Origin of the sequence: Streptomyces sp. NPDC006510 (assembly GCF_040611955.1) — a bacterium.
In the GTDB taxonomy this organism is placed as follows: Bacteria; Actinomycetota; Actinomycetes; order Streptomycetales; family Streptomycetaceae; genus Streptomyces.
Genome location: NZ_JBEXPH010000028.1, coordinates 39500 through 59382, shown reverse-complemented (window position 1 = coordinate 59382; position 19883 = coordinate 39500). Strand labels below are relative to the sequence as shown.

Annotated in this window: 17 protein-coding genes; 8 read left to right on the top strand and 9 right to left on the bottom strand. The window is 69.3% G+C overall.

Going from position 1 to position 19883, the window contains the following annotated elements; all coding sequences use genetic code 11:
* Positions 1–72 precede the first annotated feature (72 nt).
* Positions 73–261 carry a hypothetical protein gene (locus ABZY11_RS12220; RefSeq protein ID WP_356479059.1) on the bottom strand — a complete coding sequence of 63 codons (189 nt, stop codon included), beginning with the start codon at positions 259–261 and terminating at the stop codon, positions 73–75.
* A gap of 1 nt (position 262) precedes the next feature.
* Here ABZY11_RS12220 and ABZY11_RS12215 point away from each other — a divergent pair, with 1 nt between their 5' ends.
* Positions 263–721, top strand: a complete 459-nt coding sequence (locus ABZY11_RS12215) for a carbohydrate binding domain-containing protein (protein WP_356479058.1) — start codon at positions 263–265, stop codon at positions 719–721.
* 187 nt (positions 722–908) lie between these two features.
* On the opposite strand, the gene ABZY11_RS12210 is transcribed toward ABZY11_RS12215, so the two are convergent.
* A complete protein-coding gene (locus ABZY11_RS12210) occupies positions 909–1775 on the bottom strand; it encodes a fumarylacetoacetate hydrolase family protein (protein ID WP_356479057.1) in 867 nt (288 codons plus the stop codon).
* A 147-nt stretch (positions 1776–1922) separates the two neighbouring features.
* Between ABZY11_RS12210 and ABZY11_RS12205 the strand changes: the two genes are divergently transcribed.
* The 4 genes from ABZY11_RS12205 to ABZY11_RS12190 all read left to right on the top strand — a co-directional run bounded on the left by ABZY11_RS12205 (position 1923) and on the right by ABZY11_RS12190 (position 8590).
* Positions 1923–2504: a TetR/AcrR family transcriptional regulator gene (locus tag ABZY11_RS12205; protein WP_356479056.1), complete on the top strand. Its 582-nt coding sequence runs from the start codon at positions 1923–1925 to the stop codon at positions 2502–2504.
* 195 nt (positions 2505–2699) lie between these two features.
* Positions 2700–3215, top strand: coding sequence for a VOC family protein (locus ABZY11_RS12200; protein WP_356479055.1), 516 nt, complete (start codon positions 2700–2702; stop codon positions 3213–3215).
* Positions 3212–4894, top strand: a complete 1683-nt coding sequence (locus ABZY11_RS12195) for an FAD-dependent monooxygenase (protein WP_356479054.1) — start codon at positions 3212–3214, stop codon at positions 4892–4894. The genes ABZY11_RS12200 and ABZY11_RS12195 overlap by 4 nt, the downstream gene beginning before the upstream one ends.
* A gap of 168 nt (positions 4895–5062) precedes the next feature.
* Complete coding sequence (locus ABZY11_RS12190) at positions 5063–8590, top strand: indolepyruvate ferredoxin oxidoreductase family protein (RefSeq protein ID WP_356479053.1); 3528 nt, start codon at positions 5063–5065, stop codon at positions 8588–8590.
* Positions 8591–8857: 267 nt separating this feature from the next.
* Here ABZY11_RS12190 and ABZY11_RS12185 read toward each other — a convergent pair whose 3' ends face one another.
* The 4 genes from ABZY11_RS12185 to ABZY11_RS12170 all read right to left on the bottom strand — a co-directional run bounded on the left by ABZY11_RS12185 (position 8858) and on the right by ABZY11_RS12170 (position 12881).
* Positions 8858–9313 (bottom strand): hypothetical protein, encoded by a 456-nt coding sequence (locus ABZY11_RS12185; protein ID WP_356479052.1) that lies wholly within the window; start codon positions 9311–9313, stop codon positions 8858–8860.
* Positions 9314–9479: 166 nt separating this feature from the next.
* Complete coding sequence (locus ABZY11_RS12180) at positions 9480–10226, bottom strand: succinate dehydrogenase/fumarate reductase iron-sulfur subunit (RefSeq protein WP_356479051.1); 747 nt, start codon at positions 10224–10226, stop codon at positions 9480–9482.
* On the bottom strand, positions 10223–12172 hold the full coding sequence (locus tag ABZY11_RS12175) for a fumarate reductase/succinate dehydrogenase flavoprotein subunit (protein WP_356479050.1): 1950 nt from the start codon (positions 12170–12172) through the stop codon (positions 10223–10225). The genes ABZY11_RS12180 and ABZY11_RS12175 overlap by 4 nt, the downstream gene beginning before the upstream one ends.
* 1 nt (position 12173) lies before the next feature.
* Positions 12174–12881 (bottom strand): succinate dehydrogenase, encoded by a 708-nt coding sequence (locus tag ABZY11_RS12170; protein WP_356479049.1) that lies wholly within the window; start codon positions 12879–12881, stop codon positions 12174–12176.
* Between the two features lie 95 nt (positions 12882–12976).
* Between ABZY11_RS12170 and ABZY11_RS12165 the strand changes: the two genes are divergently transcribed.
* Entirely contained in the window at positions 12977–13867 is an 891-nt protein-coding gene (locus tag ABZY11_RS12165) for a LysR substrate-binding domain-containing protein (RefSeq protein ID WP_356479048.1), read from the top strand.
* A gap of 59 nt (positions 13868–13926) precedes the next feature.
* Here the strand turns inward: ABZY11_RS12165 and ABZY11_RS12160 are convergent, their stop codons facing one another.
* The 3 genes from ABZY11_RS12160 to ABZY11_RS12150 all read right to left on the bottom strand — a co-directional run bounded on the left by ABZY11_RS12160 (position 13927) and on the right by ABZY11_RS12150 (position 18075).
* Positions 13927–16101: an EAL domain-containing protein gene (locus tag ABZY11_RS12160; RefSeq protein ID WP_356479047.1), complete on the bottom strand. Its 2175-nt coding sequence runs from the start codon at positions 16099–16101 to the stop codon at positions 13927–13929.
* On the bottom strand, positions 16098–16916 hold the full coding sequence (locus ABZY11_RS12155) for an SAM-dependent methyltransferase (RefSeq protein ID WP_356479046.1): 819 nt from the start codon (positions 16914–16916) through the stop codon (positions 16098–16100). Before ABZY11_RS12155 ends, ABZY11_RS12160 begins: the two co-directional genes overlap by 4 nt.
* Before the next feature lie 946 nt (positions 16917–17862).
* The gene (locus tag ABZY11_RS12150) at positions 17863–18075 is read right to left on the bottom strand and encodes a hypothetical protein (RefSeq protein ID WP_356479045.1); all 213 of its coding nucleotides are present in this window, start codon (positions 18073–18075) and stop codon (positions 17863–17865) included.
* A gap of 207 nt (positions 18076–18282) precedes the next feature.
* On the opposite strand from ABZY11_RS12150, the gene ABZY11_RS12145 reads away from it, so the two are divergent.
* Entirely contained in the window at positions 18283–19050 is a 768-nt protein-coding gene (locus ABZY11_RS12145; RefSeq protein WP_356479044.1) for a hypothetical protein, read from the top strand.
* A gap of 175 nt (positions 19051–19225) precedes the next feature.
* Positions 19226–19756 (top strand): hypothetical protein, encoded by a 531-nt coding sequence (locus ABZY11_RS12140; protein ID WP_356479043.1) that lies wholly within the window; start codon positions 19226–19228, stop codon positions 19754–19756.
* Positions 19757–19883 lie beyond the last annotated feature (127 nt).

Genomic DNA, 19883 nt, shown 5'->3' with positions numbered 1-19883 from the left:
CTGGTCCAGACCAATCATGGGCATGCCTCACGGCCGCTCCACACCGTGTGGCGTGTGACCCCCGGCCGGGATTCACAGGAACGGGCCGCGCCCCCGAGCGGGCGCGGCCGAGGGCAGCGCGAAGGCCGTCGCGCTGACGACGAGCGGCGCACCCGCCGGTGTGACGGCGACGCTCAGCCCCGCCTCGGTCACCGCGGGCGGGACGTCGAAGCTGACGGTCAACGCGTCTGCTTCCGCGGCGCCGGGCACGTACAGGCTCACCGTGACCGGCGCCGCGGGCACAGTCAGCCACGCGGCGGTCTTCACCCTGACGGTGTCGGGTCCGGGTGGCGGGACCGGGGCGCTGGTGAACGGTGACTTCGAGACGGGTTCGCTGGGCCCCTGGACGTGTGAGTCCGGTGGCGCGGTCGTCTCCACGCCGGTGCACGGCGGAGCACACGCACTCGCCGCGGCGGCCACCGCGTCGCAGACCGGCGAATGCGTGCAGACCCTCACCCTGTCCCCCAACACCACGTACACACTGAGCGGTTGGGTGCAGGGCAGCTACGGCTACCTCGGGGTGCGCGGCGACGCGTCGGCGAGCACCTGGGGTTCGGCGAGCGGCTATGCCGAGCAGTCGGTGGCTTTCACCACCGGCTCGACCGGCAAGGTGACCGTCTACCTGCACGGCTGGTACGGGCAGGGCACGGTGTACGGCGACGACGTCTCCGTAACGTCCTGACCTGCCGGAGCGGCTGAGACTTCCTGGTCCCGGGGGTGGGCGGCCTCCAGGACCAGGAACTCGACGTCAGCAGGTGCGGTACGCCTCGCGCGGCCGCGCCTTCGCAGCCGGTGTCCGGGACGCGGTCACCCGCCTTCGCGGACCGCGCGGGGAACCGGTGCCGGGCCGCTCCCGGGCAGCTCGGTAATCAGGCCGCCACCACCTTGCTGCGAAGAGATCCGATGCCCTCCACCTCGACCTCCACGAGGTCGCCGGGCCGGAGGAACCGGCCCGAGAAGATGCCGGCTCCGCGCGGTGAGCCGGTGCAGATCACATCGCCCGGCTCAAGGGTCTGATACCGCGAGAGGAAGGAGATCAGCTCGGGCAGACCGTGGATGAGGCTGCCGGTGCGGTCGTCCTGGCGCAGCTCATCGTTGACCCGGGTCCGGATGCGCAGGTCGAACGCCCCGTCGAACTCGTCCTCGGTCACCAGACAGGGCCCGAGCGGCTTGAAGGTGTCGAAACTCTTGGAAACACCGATGGAAGCGGTCGGATCACCGGACATGGCGCGGTGCTGGATGTCCCGGGCCGACACATCGTTCACGACCGTCAGTCCGGCAAGGTGTTTCCTGGCGTCCGCCACCGCTACGTCCGTGGCGGCGCGACCGATCACCGCGGCCACTTCACCCTCGTAATCGACTTCAGCGGCCGCGACGGCCGGAAGGACTATGGGGTCCGACGGCGCGATCACCGCGGATCCGGCCACGACCTGGAAGTTCGGCTCCTTCGGCAGTTCGGCGAGGCTCTTGCCCATCGCGGCCAGCATCTCCAGTACCTCTTCGGCGTGGCTGCGGTAGTTGAGGCCGACGATGAGCACCTTGCCGGGGCGGCGCACCGGCGCGAGGACGCGCGCCTCGCCGAGTGCGACCCGGCGCACGGCCTTCGCCGATCGCGCCGCCTCGACGCCGGGACCGCGCAGCAGCGCGCCCAGCTCGTCGAAGGGCAGATCGAGCACGGACAGCTCCCCCGGGCGGTCTTCCCTGGCGATGCCTTGATCGGTGCTGTACAGACGCATCACGAACTCCCTTGTCGACCGGCCGTTCTCTCTTGCTCTCAAGTCAAGAGATATCTTGTTCGAGAGTCAAGAGATACGATCGGGCATCACAAGACAACCCCGTACCACCACCGGGCACCGAACGCGCCCGGCATAGGCTTCCGTGCCATGCCACGTAATCGACAGCAGATCCCGAAAGCCGAGCGCGAGGCCGCGCTGGTCGACCACGCATGGGAGCTCTTCGCGACCCGGGGATACAAGGGGACCAGCCTGGCCGAGGTGGGTCGCGCCGCCGGCGTCGCGGCCAACGCCGTGCGCTGGTACTTCCCCGCCAAGGACGACCTCTTCGCCGCCGCGATCGAGCACTACGTCACACAGGCGCGGGAGCGCATCGAAGCAGACGAGGATCTCGCCGGGGATCCACAGCGCGAACTGATCGCCCTCCTGTTGGAGATGGAGCCGTACCGAGGTCTGCACCGGGAGGCGTACGAGCGGATCGGCGACTCGGAGACACTCACCGGAACGTACGGGCGGCTCCAGGGGTGGCTTGAGGAGCGCCTGCTGGCCGTCATCACCAGCAGACTGCCGGCCGGCGCCGATGTCGGACTGATCGCGGACACCGCCCATGTGCTCTTCGAGGGCCTGCTGGTCAGCGTCCGGCGCCTGGACCGCCCCACCGCGGAAGTCGTCCAGCTGCTGACCGAGGCACTCACGGCGGCCGCGGCCGCGCGCTGCGGCACCGCCGAATGACAACACGGGCACCCACACGGCTCACGTAGTAGGAGCGGCGGCGGACCGGGCATCCCGAAGCGGCCGGAGCGCCACCCTCCGGACACCTCCCGGTCCGCACCCGAACCACTCTTGTCTGCAATACAAGAACCCGCCTATGCTGCTCTTGTACGACAGACAAGAAGGCGTCATGCCTACGACCAGGAGGTCGCTCCCATGGCTTCTCCGAGCAAACTCGCCCACGTCGTTCTCAAAACCGGTCAGCTGACAACCATGACCGAGTGGTATCTACGCGTCCTCGAAGGCCGCATCACCTTCGCCAACGACTCCCTCGCCTTCCTCACGTACGACGATGAACACCACCGGGTCGCGCTGATCTCCACCGGGGCCTCGGAGCGGCCGGGGGACGGACACACCGGCCTGCACCATGCGGCGTTCACCTACAGCACGCTCGCGGATCTGCTCGGTACCTATCAGCGGTTGAGCGCGGAGGGTATCCGTCCGTTCTGGTGCATCAACCACGGGCCGACCACCTCGATGTACTTCGAGGACCCCGACGGCAATCACATTGAGCTCCAGATCGACAACTTCGCCACCGAGGAGGCGCTCCACGAGTGGTTCGCCTCGGGTGCCTTCGAGGAAAATCCGATCGGTACCCAATTCGACCCCGACGAGCTGGTACGCCGCTTCGAGTCCGGTGAGTCCTTCGACGAACTGGTCAAGCGCTCATGACGGCCGCCGACACTCCCGTGGTCATCGTCGGTGCCGGTCCCGTCGGACTGGCCACGGCGTTGGTACTGGGCCGGCACGGCGTGCCCAGCATCGTGTGCGAACAGTACGGGGGCATCAATCCGCATCCACGTGCCCATGTCGTCAACACCCGGTCCATGGAACTCCTGCGGAGCTGGGGGATCGCGGACGCGGTGCTCAAGGACTCGGTCGGCCCCGAGTGGGCGCTGAACATCCTGTGGAAACAGACCCTCTCCGGGCCCGAGCTCGGCCGGATCAACATGGCCGAGGGGCCCGAGGAGCACGCTCTCCGGCGTATCGCCGCCTCCCCGGAGATGATCGCCTCCTGCGCCCAGGACCGGGTGCAGCAGCACCTCCTGGACGCGGTCCTGGCTCAGGGCATGGCCACGGTCCGCTACAACACCACCGTTCTCGATGTCACGGACCGGGGTGATGCGGTCGACGTCACCGTGGAGAGCGGGCAGCAGAGGCAGACGCTCCGTGCCCGCTACGCCGTTGCCGCGGACGGGGCGGGCGGCGCCGTGCGCGAGGCGCTCGGCATCGCGGCCGGAGGCTCGGCGATCCTGGGCCACCAGATGAACATCTACTTCCACGCGGATCTGTCCCCCTGGACCGAGGACAGTCCGGCCCTGCTCGTCTGGGCCATCAACACCTCGTCCCCCGGTGTCTTCATCGGAATGGACGGAGTACGCCGATGGACCTTCCAGAAGAGCTTCGACCCGGCCACCGAGTCACCCGACGACTACTCGCCCGAACGGTGCGCGCAGATCATCCGGGAAGCCGTCGGAGTGGACGAGCTGGACGTGGAGATCCAGTCCGTGGGCCCCTGGCAGTTGGTGGCCCGGACCGCCGACCGGTACCGGCGCGGCCGTGTCTTCCTGGCGGGCGATGCCGCGCACCAGTTTCCCCCGACCGGCGGTCTGGGCATGAACACCGGCCTGGCCGACGCGGACAACCTCGGCTGGAAACTTGCCGCGGTGCTGAATGGATGGGCTCCCGACGCCTTGCTCGACAGCTATGAGACCGAACGCCGCCCGGTCGCTGTCGACAATGCCCGCCACAGCGCCCTCAACGCGGTCAAGATGGCCGAGGCGGGCATCGGACCGGATACGGCCGGTATCGCCGCCCGCCTCGAAAGCGCGGACCCGGCGATCGCGGCGGAGGAGCGCCGTCGGATCGCGGCGACCATCCCCCTTCAGCGACCGCATTTCGACTCCCTCAACCAGGAGATCGGCTACGTCTACGGGGCCGCAGGGCACTCGGAGGGTGCGGCGGGTGCTCCCCTCTCGGCAACCGACTACTCACCCGTGCCCGTCCGCGGAGGACGGCTCCCGCACACCTGGGTCGAACGTGACGGTGTCCGGCTGTCGACGATCGACCTCCTGATCCCGGGCTTCACGCTGATCACGGGGCCCGACGGCGAGGCATGGGCCGAGGCGTTCGCAGAGGCCGCCGAAGGAGTCCCGGCCCACACCGTCGTCGTGGGCCGGGACATCACCGGCGCCGACGGCTCCTGTCTGGAGCGCCTCGGGATCACCGAGGACGGAGCCGTCCTCGTACGCCCCGACAGCCACATCGCGTGGCGCAGTGGCGACGGATCGCCCCTGTCACTCGGCACCGCCCTCTGCGACGTACCGGACGCCGCTCCCCGGTCCGCATAACCGCTTCGAGCCGGATGGTTCGGAGCGCCGGCCCGCCGTGGCCGGAAGCGGCAGGGAGCCGTCATTGGGCGGCCCCGGTGTCCGGCGACGTCCGTCGCACCGGGGCCGCCTCGAACGGCACACTCCGCACGCCCGAACCGCCGATGTCCCTTCGGAGGAAAGCACGTGGTGACTCAGAAAGCAGCACCCCCCACGCTCCAGGACCGATTCATGCGTGAGGAGGGCACCCTTCATCTCACCGGGATCCAGGCACTCGCCAGACTCCCGCTCGACCTGCGCCGGGCTGACCTGCGCGCGGGCCGCAGCACCGCCGGATTCGTGTCCGGGTACGAGGGATCGCCCCTGGCCGGCTACGACATGGAACTCGAACGCTGCCGATCGCAGCTCGACACGTACGACATCGTCTTCCGCCCCGGGGTCAACGAAGAACTGTCCGCCACGGCGGTTCAGGGTACGCAGCTCGCCGCGATGCAGCCGGACAAGCGCGTCGACGGAATCACGGGCATCTGGTACGGCAAGTCTCCCGGCCTGGACCGTGCCTCGGACGCCATCCGGCACAGCAATCTGATGGGCACACACCCCGAAGGCGGCGTACTCGCCCTGGTCGGCGACGACCCGGCCGCGAAGTCCTCGACCGTGCCCGGAGCCTCCGAACTGCTCCTGGCCGACCTCGGAATCCCCACTCTCTACCCGTCGGACCCGCAGGAAGCGCTCGACTTCGGACTGCACGGCGTAGCCATGTCCCGGGCAAGCGGACTGTGGGTCGCCCTGAAGATCGTGACCGCTGTCGCCGACGGCTCCGGCACCGTCGACGTACAGGCCGGGCGCGTCTTGTCCCTCGCGCCCGACCTCACGGCCGGTGGCACACCGTACCGGCACAGTGTGACCGCCCACATGGTGCAGCCGACGCTCGGCGAGCTGGAACGCAGCCGGGACGGCGCCAGGCTGGAGATCGCCCGCCGCTACGCCGCCGCCAACGGCCTCAACCGGATCACCCGGCAGGGCCCGCACGACCGCGTCGGCATCATCGCCCCCGGCAAGACCTTCCTCGACCTTCGCCAGGCCCTGCGCATCCTCGGACTCGACGACGCCGAACTGGAGTTGCGCGGGATCCGTCTGCTCCACCTCGGCATGATCCACCCGCTCGAACCGTCGGTCGTGGATCGGTTCGCTGCCGACCTCAGCCACATCATCGTGGTCGAGGAGAAGCGTCCGCTGATCGAGACCGCGGTCAAGGATCTGCTCTACGGCAGGGCCGCCATGCCGGCCGTCATCGGAAAGCGCGCAGCCGACGGCAGCGTGCTCTTCCCGCTGGACGGCGAGCTGGAACCCGACCTGATCGCCGCCCGGCTCGCCGCCCCGCTGCTCTCCATCGGTGAGTTCCCCACCGTGCGGCGCTGGTCGGATAGGTCCCGGCCACAGCCCCGCCGCGTGCAACTGCCACTGCTGACCCGTACCCCCTACTTCTGTTCCGGCTGTCCCCACAACGTCTCGACCCAAACGCCCCAAGGGTCCACCGTCGGTGCCGGGATCGGCTGCCATGCCATGGTCACGCTCATGGACCCGGCCCAGGCCGGAGACGTGATCGGTATGACGCAGATGGGCGGCGAGGGCGCCCAGTGGATCGGCATGGAGCCCTTCCTCGAACGGAATCACCTGATCCAGAACCTCGGGGACGGCACCTTCCACCACTCCGGCAGCCTCGCCGTCCGGGCCGCGGTCTCCGGCGGCGTGAACGTCACCTACAAGCTGCTGTACAACTCGGCGGTCGCCATGACCGGCGGGCAGCGGCCCGTCGGCGTCATGCCCGTACCGGCGATCTGCGCGGCGCTCCTCGCCGAGGGGGTCGCGCGGATCCTCATCACCACCGAGGATCCCGGGCGCTACCGAAGGGTGAAGCTCCCCAAGGGCGTTCAGGTGTGGCACCGCGACCGGCTGACCGAGGCGCAGGAGACCCTGGCGCGGGTTCCCGGCGTGACCCTGCTCATCCACGACCAGGAGTGCGCCACCGAACTCCGCCGCAAACGCAAGCGTGGACTGGCGGCAGACCCCGCTGAACGGGTGGTGATCAACGAACGGGTCTGTGAGGGGTGCGGCGACTGCGGCCAGAAGTCCAACTGTCTGTCGGTCCAGCCGGCCGACACCGAGTTCGGCCGCAAGACCCGGATCGACCAGTCCTCGTGCAACAAGGACCTCTCATGCCTGAAGGGCGACTGCCCCTCGTTCCTCACGGTGCTCCCCGCCGCGGGGAAAGCGGCTTTCACCCCGCTGCCGATGCCGGACACCGCGGCGCTCCCCGAGCCGGCCCGCGTCGAGCCCGCGTCGCACACCACGCGCATCACCGGGGTGGGCGGCTCCGGAGTCATCACTCTGGCGCAGATCCTGAGCACCGCGGCTTCGCTCGCAGGCCGTCATGTCCGGGCCCTGGATCAGACCGGCCTGGCGCAGAAGGGCGGCGCGGTGGTCTCCGACATCAAGATCACCCGGGAGCCTGTGGCGCAGTCGAACAAGGCCGCCTCCGAGGAATGCGACCTCTACCTCGGCTGTGACCTCCTGGTCGCCGCGGACCCCGGTCAACTGTCTGCCGCGACCCCGTCGAGAACGGTGGCGGTCGTCTCCACGGCCGAGGTTCCGACCGGACAAATGGTGATCGACACGGCGGTAACCTTCCCCGCCGTCGAACCGATCAAGGAACGCATTCGTGCGACGGCCGACAAGGCCGTGTTCCTCGACGCGCGCCATCTGGCCAACACCCTGCTGGGCGAGGACCAGTTCGCCAATCTGCTGCTCGCCGGGGCCGCCTATCAGACCGGTGCGCTGCCGCTGCCCGCGGAGTCCATCGAGGAGGCGATCACCCTCAACGGGGTGAGGGTCGAAGACAACCTCAAGGCATTCCGGTTCGGCCGTCAGGCTGTCGGCGACCCCGTCGGCTTCGCCGCGGCCCTGAAGCGCGAGAGCCGCTCCCCGGCACCGGAGCGCGCCGCCCCCGCTTCCGCACGCCGGGTGATCGCGCTGGTGGACGCCGCCGCGGAATCGGAGCTCATGCGCCTGCTTAAGGTCCGGGTGCCGGATCTCATCGGATACCAGAACACGGCCTACGCGACGCGTTACGCCCACTGCGTCGAGCGAGTGCGCCGGATCGAGGCCGAGCGTGTCCCCGGCTCGACCGCACTGGCCGAGGCGGTGGCCCGTTACCTGTACAAGCTGATGGCCTACAAGGACGAATACGAGGTGGCGCGTCTCTCCCTGGATCCCGCTGTGGAACGAGAAGTGCGGACGCGGTTCGGGGACGGCGCCCGGATGTCCTACCGTCTCCACCCGCCCGCGCTCCGGGCACTCGGGATGAATCGGAAGATCGTGCTCGGCCCGTGGTTCAAGCCCGTCTTCCGTGTCCTCGCGGCGATGCGTCACGTCAGAGGCACGCGCATCGATCCGTTCGGCGCGGCCGAAGTGCGCCGGGTCGAACGGGCGCTGGTCGTCGAGTACGAGGCCATGATCACCCAGGCATGCCTGGCACTGAGCCCGGACAACCACGCCCTGACCGTCGAACTCGCCGAACTGCCCGACATGGTGCGCGGGTACGAGGACATCAAGTTGGCGGCAGTCGCCCGGTACCGTGCCGAAACCGCCGGTCTCCTGCAACGGCTCGGGCAGCCGCTGGCGGGCGCTGCTCCTGCGGGCACGCCGGCCCCCTAGAGGGCTTGCCCGGCAGATCATGGCCAGGGTCGCGACGCCTGGTACGGCACCTCGCGGTGTTGCCGGAACCTCCGAACAGCTCCGCTGTCAAGACGCTCCGGCGCCTTGCGATGCACCGCACCGGACGCCGCGCCCTGTCCGACCCTGATCCGCCGGACCGGCCCTGGCCGCGGGGCGGCCCCTTCACCGGGGCCGCCCCGCCCACACACCGTGCGGAGACGCTACCTGCCGGTACAATCCGGGCCGTAGTCCGATACGGGAGTCGCCTCACGTGCGCTCAACCTCTGTGACGCGCACGGACGCAATGTCTTTGACGGTGCCGTTCTCGATCTCCGCGTCCAGCGGTGCCGAGTCCCCGGTCGTTGTCTTCCCGGGGCCCAGCCTGTCGGCCGTCACCCCGGTCTTCCCGAGGACATCCCCGTCCTCGTCCAGGAACTCGAACTGCGCGAAGTAACTCGCCGCCCCGCTCCCGCCGTTCCTGATCTTGTAGTGCACGACGTACGCGTGAGGACCCCAGTCCTGATGGTCCTCGAACCCTGACTTCACGATCTTGACGTCCCTCGACGGGTCCATCGCCGAGGCCTCCTCGGTCCAGTCCCTCCCCGTCGCCGCTGTCGCGCCGCCCCTTTTCGCGGAGTCGCCGGAGTCCTCCGCACCCGAACACGCCGTGAGCAACCCGGAAGCGGCCGCAACCGCAGCCACAGACAGCCAAAACTTGCGCATGACGCACTCCCTGTAGTCGAAGGCCAGACCATAGCCGCACCCCTCGACACGAGGACCTGGAAACCCGGGACGAACCCTCTGACGGAGCAACCGTCGGTCGCACGACCGAAGCCTGACGGTTCACGACCTGCGCCGGGAAGTCTGTCGGCGTCGTCCGGGAGTTGCCCTAGCGGCGCACCTTGCGGGTGGCCCGCAGCCACTCCTTGTTCATGGCCGAGATCGACGGCAGCGGGATGCCCTTGGGGCAGGCGGTGGCGCACTCGCCGGTGAGCGTGCAGCCGCCGAAGCCCTCGCTGTCCATCTGGCCGACCATGTCGAGGACCCGGGTCTCGCGCTCCGGGGCCCCCTGCGGCAGGACGTTGAGATGGTTGATCTTCGCCGAGGTGAAGAGCATCGCCGAGCCGTTGGGACAGGCCGCCACGCAGGCGCCGCAGCCGATGCACTCGGCGTGCTCGAAGGCGAAGTCCGCGTCCGGCTTGGGCACCGGTGTGGCGTGCGCCTCGGGGGCGGTGCCGGTCGGGGCGGAGATGTAGCCGCCCGCCTGGATGATCCGGTCGAAGGCCGAGCGGTCCACCACCAGGTCCTTGACGACCGGGAAGGCGGAGGCGCGCCAGGGTTCGATGTCGATCGTGTCGCCGTCCTCGAAGGACCGCATGTGGAGCTGGCAGGTGGTGGTGCGCTCGGGGCCGTGGGCATCGCCGTTGATGACGAGACTGCAGGCGCCGCAGATGCCCTCGCGGCAGTCGTGGTCGAAGGCGACGGGGTCGTCGCCGGCGAGGATGAGTTCCTCGTTGAGGGTGTCGAGCATTTCCAGGAACGACATGTCCTGCGAGATGCCGTCCACCTCGTAGGTGGACATGGCGCCGGGTGCGTCGGTGTTCTTCTGGCGCCAGACGCGCAGGGTGAGCTTCATGCGTAGCTCCGCTGGGTGGGGTGGACGTATTCGAAGACGAGGTCTTCCTTGTGCAGGACGGGGGCCTCGCCGGTGCCGGAGAACTCCCAGGCGGCGGCGTAGGAGAACTCCTCGTCCCGGCGGGCGGCTTCGCCGTCCGGGGTCTGCGACTCCTCGCGGAAGTGGCCTCCGCAGGATTCGGCGCGGTGCAGTGCGTCGAGGCACATGAGCTCGGCGAGCTCCAGGTAGTCGACGATGCGGTTGGCCTTCTCCAGCGACTGGTTGAACTCGTCGCCGGTGCCGGGCACCTTGATGCGGCGCCAGAACTCCTCGCGGATCCGCGGGATCCGATCGAGCGCCTTGCGCAGCCCGTCTTCGGTGCGGGCCATGCCGCAGTACTCCCACATGAGTTCACCGATCTCGCGGTGGAAGGAGTCGGGGGTGCGGTCGCCGTCGACGGCGAGCAGCAGGTTCAACCGGTCCTCGGTGTCGGCGACGGCCTCCTCGACCGCGGGGTGCGAGGCGTCGACCTCCTCGTGGTGCGGATTGCGGGCCAGGTAGTCGTTGATGGTCGACGGCAGGACGAAGTAGCCGTCGGCGAGGCCCTGCATCAGCGCGGACGCGCCGAGCCGGTTGGCTCCGTGGTCGGAGAAGTTGGCCTCGCCGATGGCGAAGAGGCCCGGAACGGTGGTCTGGAGGTCGTAGTCGACCCAGAGGCCGCCCATCGTGTAGTGCACGGCGGGGTAGATCCGCATCGGGGTCTCGTACGGGTTCTCCGCCGTGATCCGCGCGTACATGTCGAAGAGGTTGCCGTACTTCTCCTCGACCTTGTCCCTGCCCATCCGCTGGATGGCTTCGGCGAAGTCCAGATAGACGCCCTGCCCGCCGGGACCGACGCCGCGTCCCTCGTCGCAGACGTTCTTCGCGGCGCGGGAGGCGATGTCCCGGGGCACGAGGTTGCCGAAGGCGGGGTAGATGCGCTCCAGGTAGTAGTCGCGCTCGTCCTCGGGGATCTCGTTGGCGGGGCGGTCGTCGCCCTTGGCCTTCGGGACCCAGATCCGGCCGTCGTTGCGCAGCGACTCGCTCATCAGCGTCAGCTTGGACTGGTGGTCGCCGGTGCGCGGGATGCAGGTGGGGTGGATCTGGGTGAAACAGGGGTTGGCGAAGTACGCACCCCGGCGGTGGGCGCGCCAGACGGCGGTGGCGTTGGAGTTCATGGCGTTCGTCGAGAGGTAGAAGACGTTGCCGTAGCCGCCGCTGGCCAGGACGACGGCGTCGGCGAAGTAGGTGTCGATCTTCCCGGTGACCAGGTCGCGGGCGACGATCCCGCGGGCCTTGCCGTCGACGACGATCAGGTCGAGCATCTCGGTACGGGCGTGCAGTTCGACGTTGCCCGCGGCGATCTGCCGGGACAGCGCCTGGTAGGCGCCGAGCAGGAGCTGCTGTCCCGTCTGGCCCCGGGCGTAGAACGTACGGGAGACCTGGACGCCGCCGAAGGAGCGGTTGTCGAGGAGGCCGCCGTACTCGCGGGCGAACGGGACGCCCTGGGCGACGCACTGGTCGATGATCTCCACGGAGATCTGGGCGAGCCGGTGGACGTTGGACTCGCGGGCGCGGAAGTCGCCGCCCTTCACGGTGTCGTAGAAGAGCCGGTGGATCGAGTCGCCGTCGTTGCGGTAGTTCTTCGCGGCGTTGATGCCGCCCTGGGCGGCGACCGAGTGGGCGCGGCGGGGCGAGTCCTGGAAGCAGAACTGGACCACGTGGTAGCCCTGTTCGGCGAGGGTCGCGCCGGCCGAGCCGCCGGCCAGGCCGGTGCCGACGACGATGACGGTGTGCTTGCGGCGGTTGGCCGGGTTGACCAGTCTGGCCTGGAAGCGGCGGGTGTCCCAGCGTTCGGCGACAGGGCCTTCGGGGGCTTTGGTGTCGACGACGGGCGCGCCGGTCTCGTAGTGCGAGTAGTCGGTCATGTCAGCTCACGACTCCGGTCATGACGGCGACGGGTACGGAGATGAAGCCCAGCGTCAGCACCGCGGCGAGGGCGTTGGCGATGGTCTTGAGGACCCGGTCACGGGTCGCACTGCCCGCGCCGAGGGTCTGTGCGGCGCTCCAGAAGCCGTGCTGGACGTGGAGTCCGAGGGCGAGCACGGCGACGATGTAGATGGTGTTGCCGTACCAGGTGGAGAAGGTGTCGATGACGTTCTGGTACGGGTGTCCGGACTGGAATCCGCCGGAGTGCACGGTGCCCGTCGTCAGGTCGAGGATGTGCCAGACGATGAACAGGCCGAGGATGATCCCGCCCCAGCGCATGGTGCGGGTGGCATAGCTGGCGCGTGGCTTCTTGTGTACGTACTTGGCGGGGCGCGCCCTGATGTCCCGGCGGCTGAGCTGGTACGCGGAGGTGGCGTGCAGCACCACGGCGGCAACGAGCACGACGCGGACGATCCACAGGGCCCACTCGTAGTGCAGGAAGGGCTCACCCATGGTCCGCAGCCAGTGCGCGTAATGGTTGAACTCGCCGGACCCGAAGAAGATCTTCAGGTTGCCGATCATGTGGACGACCAAGTAGAGGAGCATGATCAGGCCGCTCACGGCCATGACCGTCTTCTTGCCGACGGACGAGTCCCAGAGCGTACGCGTCATGGACGGCCGTCGGTCCGTCCGGGTTGCCAATGCCATGGACACGACGCTAGGACCGATCCACCTCATCAGTCCAAGACATGGCATGGCTCATGTTCATAGGGTGAAACTATCGTGCTCGGTAGAGTGGGCTTATGCAGTTCCAGCAGCTGATGTATTTCGTGGCCGTGGCCGAGGCCCGGCACTTCACCCGCGCCGCCGAGGAGGTGCATGTCTCGCAGCCCTCGCTCTCCCAGCAGATCAGGGCGCTGGAGAGCGAACTGGGGGCGGAGCTGTTCAGCCGGGCGCGCGGCAACATCACGCTCACCGACGCGGGCGAGGCCCTGCTGCCGCTGGCCCGCCGCATCCTCGCGGACGCGGACACCGCACGCCACGAGGTGCAGGAGCTGGTGCAACTGCGCCGGGGCCGGGTCCGGCTCGGCGCGACACCCAGCCTCTGCACCGGCCTGCTCCCCGACGTGCTGCGCGCCTTCCACGACCGGCATCCGGGGATCCAGCTGCTGCTGGAGGAGGGCGGCTCGCTCGACCTGGTACGGGGGCTGGCGCGCGGCGCGCTCGATCTCGCCCTGGTGGTGCTGCCGCTGCCCGCCGCATCCCCCGCGCTCACCACGGTCGAGCTGCTCCGGGAGGACCTGGTCGTGGTGTCGTCGGCCCGCGCACCGCGGCCCGGCCGGGGCGGGAGCGTACGGATCGCCGACCTCCAGGGCGAGCCCCTGGTGATGTTCCGGCACGGCTACGACCTGCGGGAGCTGACGGTCGCCGCCTGCCGGGCGGAGGGTTTCGAGCCTTCGTTCACGGTGGAGGGCGGGGAGATGGACGCCGTGCTCGGCTTCGTCCGGGCGGGGCTCGGGATCGCGGTGGTGCCGAGCATGGTCGCCGTCCGGTCCGGCCACGACCTGCGGACCACGCCGCTGGCCCGACCGGGCCTGCGGCGCACGATCGCACTCGCGCACCGCAGCGACGTGGCTCCGCCGCGCGCGGCGCGCGAGTTGCAGAAGGTGCTGCTCGCCGCCGGACGGGCCTGAACAGGCCCGCCCTGCGGCCGAGGACGGGACGGCCACCGGGCGGCCCCGTACCCCGCTCCTCACACGGCGTCGGCCAGCAGCAACGAGTGGATCCGGTCCGGCGCACCCGGCCGGGCGTAGTACCAGCCCTGCGCCGTGTCGCAGCCCAGCTTCCGCAACTGCTCCGCCTGGGCGCCGGTTTCCACGCCCTCCACCGTGACCGCGAGTTCCAGGCTGTGCGCCAGCGAGACGATCCCCTCGACGATCTTCAGATCGACCGGATCCGCCGGATGCTGCTGCATGCCCATGGTGAAGGAGCGGTCCAGCTTGAGCACGCTCACCGGCAGCCGGCGCAGATTCGCCAGGTTCGAGTACCCGGTGCCGAAGTCGTCGAGCGCTATGTCGACGCCCATCTCGGCCAGTTGCCGCAACGGCTTGAGCAGGTCGTCGTCCGCGCCGATGAGCGCGGACTCGGTGACCTCCAGGCAGAGCGCCCCGGGTTCGAGCCCCGACCGTTCCAGCACGTCGACCGTCTCGGCGACCAGCCGGGGATGGTGCAGCTGGGTCGGTGAGAGGTTCACGTTGATCCGCAGCGGACCGCCGTCGGTGTGCCGCTCCTGCCAGAAGTTGGCCTGCCGTACGGACTCCTCCAGCACCCAGCGGCCCAGCGGCACGATCAGCCCGGTGTGCTCGGCGAGCGGGATGAACCGGTCCGGGCCGAGCACCCCGTGCTGCGGATGGCACCAGCGCACCAGTGCCTCCGCACCGTGCACCGTGCCGTCGCCGAGGTGCACCAGCGGCTGGTACTCGATGAAGAACTCGCCGCGTTCCAGGGCGGCGGGCAGCGCGGTCGTCAGCCCGTGCCGGGTGATGGCACGCGCATCCGCCTCGGCGTCGGCGAGCTCGAACCGGTTGCCGCCCGCCGACTTGGCCCGGTACATCGTGATGTCGGCGCTGCGCAGCACCTCCGCGGCGTTGCGTTCGCGGGCCGGTCCCTCGACGACCCCGATGGAGCCCCGGACGGTCAGCTCACGGCCGTCCAGGCGGATCGGGTTGCCGAGCACACCGAGGATGCGGCAGGCCAGTTCGGCGACCTCCGTCTCGGTGTCTGGTCCGGTGGTCAGGGCCACGAACTCGTCGCCACCGAGCCGCGCGACCATCTCGCCGGGCGCGGTCGCACAGCTCTGCAGCCGGTCGGCCACCTCGACCAGCAGCCGGTCCCCCGATGCGTGGCCGAGGCTGTCGTTGATCGCCTTGAAGCCGTCCAGGTCGAGGTAGCACAGGCCGAAGCGGCTGCCGTCGTCGGCGGACAGTGCCTTCTCCAGCCGTTCGAAGAACAGCGTCCGGTTGGGCAGGCCGGTGAGCGCGTCATGGGTGGCCTCGTACCGCAGCCGCAGATTGAGCAGCCGGCGCTCGGTGGTGTCCTCCATCAGCGCCAGCTGGTACTGCGGCCTGCCCTCGGCGTCACGCAGCAGCGACACCGTCAGATTGGTCCACAGCACGGTGCCGTCGTTGCGGTAGTACGGCTTCTCGACCCGGTAGTGCTCGCGTTCGCCGCGCACCAGCTCGTCGTAGTACTTCCAGACGTGCGGCGAGTCCTCGGGGTGGACCCACTCATTGACCTTGTGGCTGCGCACATGGTGGTCGAGCCCGCCGAACATCCGGGTGAGGGTGTCGTTGATCTCCAGCACATTGCCGTCCAGGTCGGCGATGCCGATGCCGATGGCCGCGTCCTTGAACACGGCGCGGAAACGGGCCTCGGTCGCGTGCAGTGCCTGTTCGGCGTCGGAACGGGCGGTGAGCGCGGAACGCGCGATGGCCTCCTGCTCGGCGAGGGTCCGCTCGCGCAGCGCCTGGGTGAAGCCGGCCGCGAGGGCGTGCTGTATCCGGGCACAGCGGGCCCTGCTGTCCTCGGTCGACAACGCTGTCGCACCATTGCTCCCGCAATAGAGCACCAGGTACGAATCGATGACGCCGAGCGTGCTGCTCAGCGCGTCCGGATCGGTGCAGTGCGCGGCGACGAGGGCGGCACCCACCTCGCCCGCGGGCGCCGCGTCGAAGGGCCGGGCGTGCAGGATGTCGCTGAGCCCGCGGGCCAGCGGCAGCAGATGCTGTTCGAACTCCGCGCGCGTCAGGGAGGTGGCCGTCGAGGGGAAGATGGCCCGGCTCCAGATCGTGGCGAATCTCCGGAGCCGACCCTCGGGACCGTCGGGCTCCGTGTCCGGCGCACCGGACGACTGGGCGGGAATACTCACGCCTTGCGTCCCACTCCCGCGAAGCCCGAGAACGCGAATGGGTCCTCCTGCTCCGCCACCACCGGGGCATCCGGGCGCCAGTCCGGCATCGACACGAGTCCGGGCTCGACCATCTCGTACCCCTCGAAGAAGCGCGCGATCTCGTCGCGGGACCGCATGATCAGAGGGTTGCGGATGTTCTTGTAGACCTCGACCGTGCCGCCCGCCTCTTCCCGGGTGAGCGGAATCCCCTCGTACGAGGCGTGGGTCATGACGATGAGGCTGCCGGGCGCGAGTGCTTCGCGCAGTTCGGCGACCGCGGTCTGCGGGTCGTCGGAGTCCTCGATGAAGTGGAGCACCGCGACGAGCAGCAGGGCCACCGGGCGGTCCAGGTCGAGCAGTCCGGAGACCTCCGGGCTCTTCACGATCTCCTGCGGGCGGCGCAGATCCGCGGCAGCGATCACCGCCCGGTCGTTTCCTTCGAGTACGGCCTGGCTGTGCGCGACCGCGACCGGGTCGTGATCGACGTACGCCACCCGGGCCTCCGGGTCGGCCGCCTGCGCGACTTCGTGAACATTGCCGAAGGTCGGTATTCCGGAGCCGATGTCCAGAAACTGACTGATGCCCTCGCTCACCGCGTAACGCACGGCTCTGCGCATAAACGCGCGATTCGCCTGCATGATCTTGGGGAGCCCCGGCATGAACTCCATGGCCTTGCGCGCCGCTTCCCGGTCCACCTCGAAATTGTGCGATCCGCCCAGATAGAAGTCGTACATGCGGGACACGCTCGGCACCGAAATGTCTATGCCTTGCGGTGCCCAGGCGGGACGCTCCATCAATGTCTCCAACAAGTCGCCACGGCGATCCGGCCATGTTCATGGTCAGTGTTGACCAGAGGCTACTGATCGACTGCCAAGAGAGCGAGCGGAAACGGAAATTAGCCGTCCGTTATTGGTCACACACCAGTGGCATGTGCAACCAACCCGTCGCTGCCTGTGACATTCGATGCCGGATCGGCCCCGGCGATGCGCTGCCGGGGCACTCAGCGTCGCCACCGGCCCCGGTGTCGGGCGATGTCGAACACCACGCACCGCCGACACCTCGGCCGTTGATGAATCCGGTGATACAGCCGGTTTCACAACACCGCAAAAGGTCTGGACCGGACGGCCGCCGATGTCCTGCCACTTGAGTCCGCGGAGCGGATTGAAGGTGCCAAATCCCTTGCCGCTGATGGCTTTGACAGCATTGTTTACCGATGAGGCAATGCGGCAATGACCCGTCGCCGCAAGGAGCTTCTCGAACCGGTGGGGACCGTCCCGCCCACCCCGATGTAACCGAGTTCCGAATCCCGGGCCGGCGGAAAGCCCGGCAGGACGGACGGCCTCCGCGCCGTTCGGCCCACCGTCATCGCCCGCTGCGCCGCGAGCAAGGGTCCGGCGAGGAACCCGCGTCAACTCGCCTACAGCGCGTCCCAGTTGTCACAGGCACTCGCGTCAGCCACGCCTGTGAGCAAGGGCCGCGTCCACGCTTGGCTCAACGCGGCCCGGTGTTCTCCCCCGGCCGCAAACACCCTCCGCCCCATGTCCCCACCATCAGGCGAATCCCGCCCTCCCACCGCGTGTCCCGCGACCGGCCGGAACATGCTCCCGGTCGTGAACGGATCACTCATAGGACGGCTCACGGCAGCCGTCGCCCTTCTCTGGCTGTTGTCCGCCCCGGCGCCCGCGGTGGCGGACAACTGCGGGTACGCCACCATCGTTGAGAACGGCGGCAGTTCATCGGTCACCACGTCGGGCGACGGCCGCTGCCACGCGGGCCCGCTGCCCGAGCCGACGCCACCACCCACCCCACGGCCGTCCCCGCCACCACCTCCACCACCCCCGCCGCCACCCCCGCCGCCACCGCCGCCTCCACCTCCACCTCCGCCACCACCCGCAACGCCTCGACCGGATCCGGAGCCCGTACCACCAGCCCCTGCACCAACACCGACCCCAACGCCCACACCAACACCCACGCCCACACCCTCGCCCTCCGCACGCCCCACGCCCCGGCCCGTCGCGCTGCCCACCTACCGCAAGCCACCGCGCAAGGTCGCGCGGCGCGGCACCTCCCTGGTCACCCTCACCCTGCTGATCACTGCGCCCGCGGTGTTCGCCGTCGCCGTACTGCGCCCCCGCTCCCGCTGACCTCCGGAGAATCACTATGTCGGAATGGCTTGTTCTCGCCCTCGCCATGGCCGCGGCCAGCGCCGTCGTCCTGACCATCGCCGTGCTCAACAACCGCCGGATCGGGGAGGACGACGACCCGTCCGAGACCCCTGACGTCATCGAGTACATGACGATGATGATCGGCGTGGTCTACGCGATCGTGCTGGGCCTCGCCATCGCGGGCGTCTGGGAGGGACGTGGCGCCGCGCAGGAATACGTACGTCAGGAGGCCCAGGCCCTGCACGAGGTGCATGCCCGGGCCGCCGTCTACCCGGCCGAGGTGCGTTCCCGTATCCGCGCCGATGTCGACGCCTATGTCCACCACGTCGTCCACGACGAGTGGCGGGCCATGAGCGAGCACGGCACGCTCACCGCCGAGGGGTCCCGTCTCCTGGACCGGGTGCGCGCCGACGTCACCCAGTACCGGCCGAGGAACGACCACGAGGGGCAGGCATATCAGCCACTGGTCGACGAGGTGGCGGCGGCCGACGACGCGCGCAGCGCACGCGGACAGAGCGCGGGGGCGACCATGCCGGGCGTGGTCTGGTTCGGCCTGATCATCGGGGCCCTGGTGACCGTCGGGCTGTTGTTCACGTTGCAGATCCGCAGAACGTTCCGTGAACTGCTGCTGGCCGGCCTCTTCAGTGTTCTGATCGCCTTTCTGCTGTTCCTGATCTGGGACTTCGACTCCCCCTTCGGGCGGGAGATCTCGGCCACCGCGGCGCCGTTCCTCGATCTGTTCCCCCGCGCCGCGGGCGGATAGCGGTCCGTCAGAACGTGGGCGGTGCGCCGCTCGGGCGATACCGGTGCCCCGAGCGGCGCACTCCGATCGCGAGCAAATTGCACGGCTCCTAGCGTTTGGCGCGTCGAGGTGCATTTCTGACACTTTGTGGAAACTCCTTCCGCAAGTGCTCCTCGGGGACTCGGAGGACTCACCCATGCGCATACATGTCGCACCCGTCGCCCTGCTCGGCGTCGCCGCTCTCGCCCTGACCGCTCCGGCCGCGATTGCGTACGGCGCGACATCGGGAGGCGCGTCCTCCGCGACCGGGTTCACCGTCACTCCGTCGGTGATCACGCCGGGAAGTCAGGTCACCCTGGCCGCCCGGGGGTGCTCTACAACCGCAACCGCCGGCTCGGGCGTCTTCGACACCGTCACCATTCCCAGAGGTGGCACCGTCGCGGCCACGGTCGACTGGGACGCGAGACCCGGCGCCTCCTACGAAGTGACGTTCATCTGCAACACGTCGCCCGACTCCCCGGCGAAGTCCGGTCTCACCATCGCCGCGGCCTCCGGCACACCGACCACCGGTTCCAAGGTGGCCCAGGCCGGTGTGCAGGGCGGGCTCGGCGGCGGCATCGGCACGATGAACGCCACGCGGATCGCCGCCGGAACGGCATTGGCCGTGGTCGCGGCCGCCGGCGCCGTCCATGTGGCACGCCGTCGTAGGGAGAGCCGATCGCACTGAGAGCAGGGGCAGTGCCGACCGTACGAGAAGTGGGCCCCGGGGCGGTGGGCGGGCCCCGGGGGGCGGGGGGGCCCGGGGCCGGCCCCGGGCGGGACCGTGACGCCGCCCCCCCGCCCCCCACACCCCC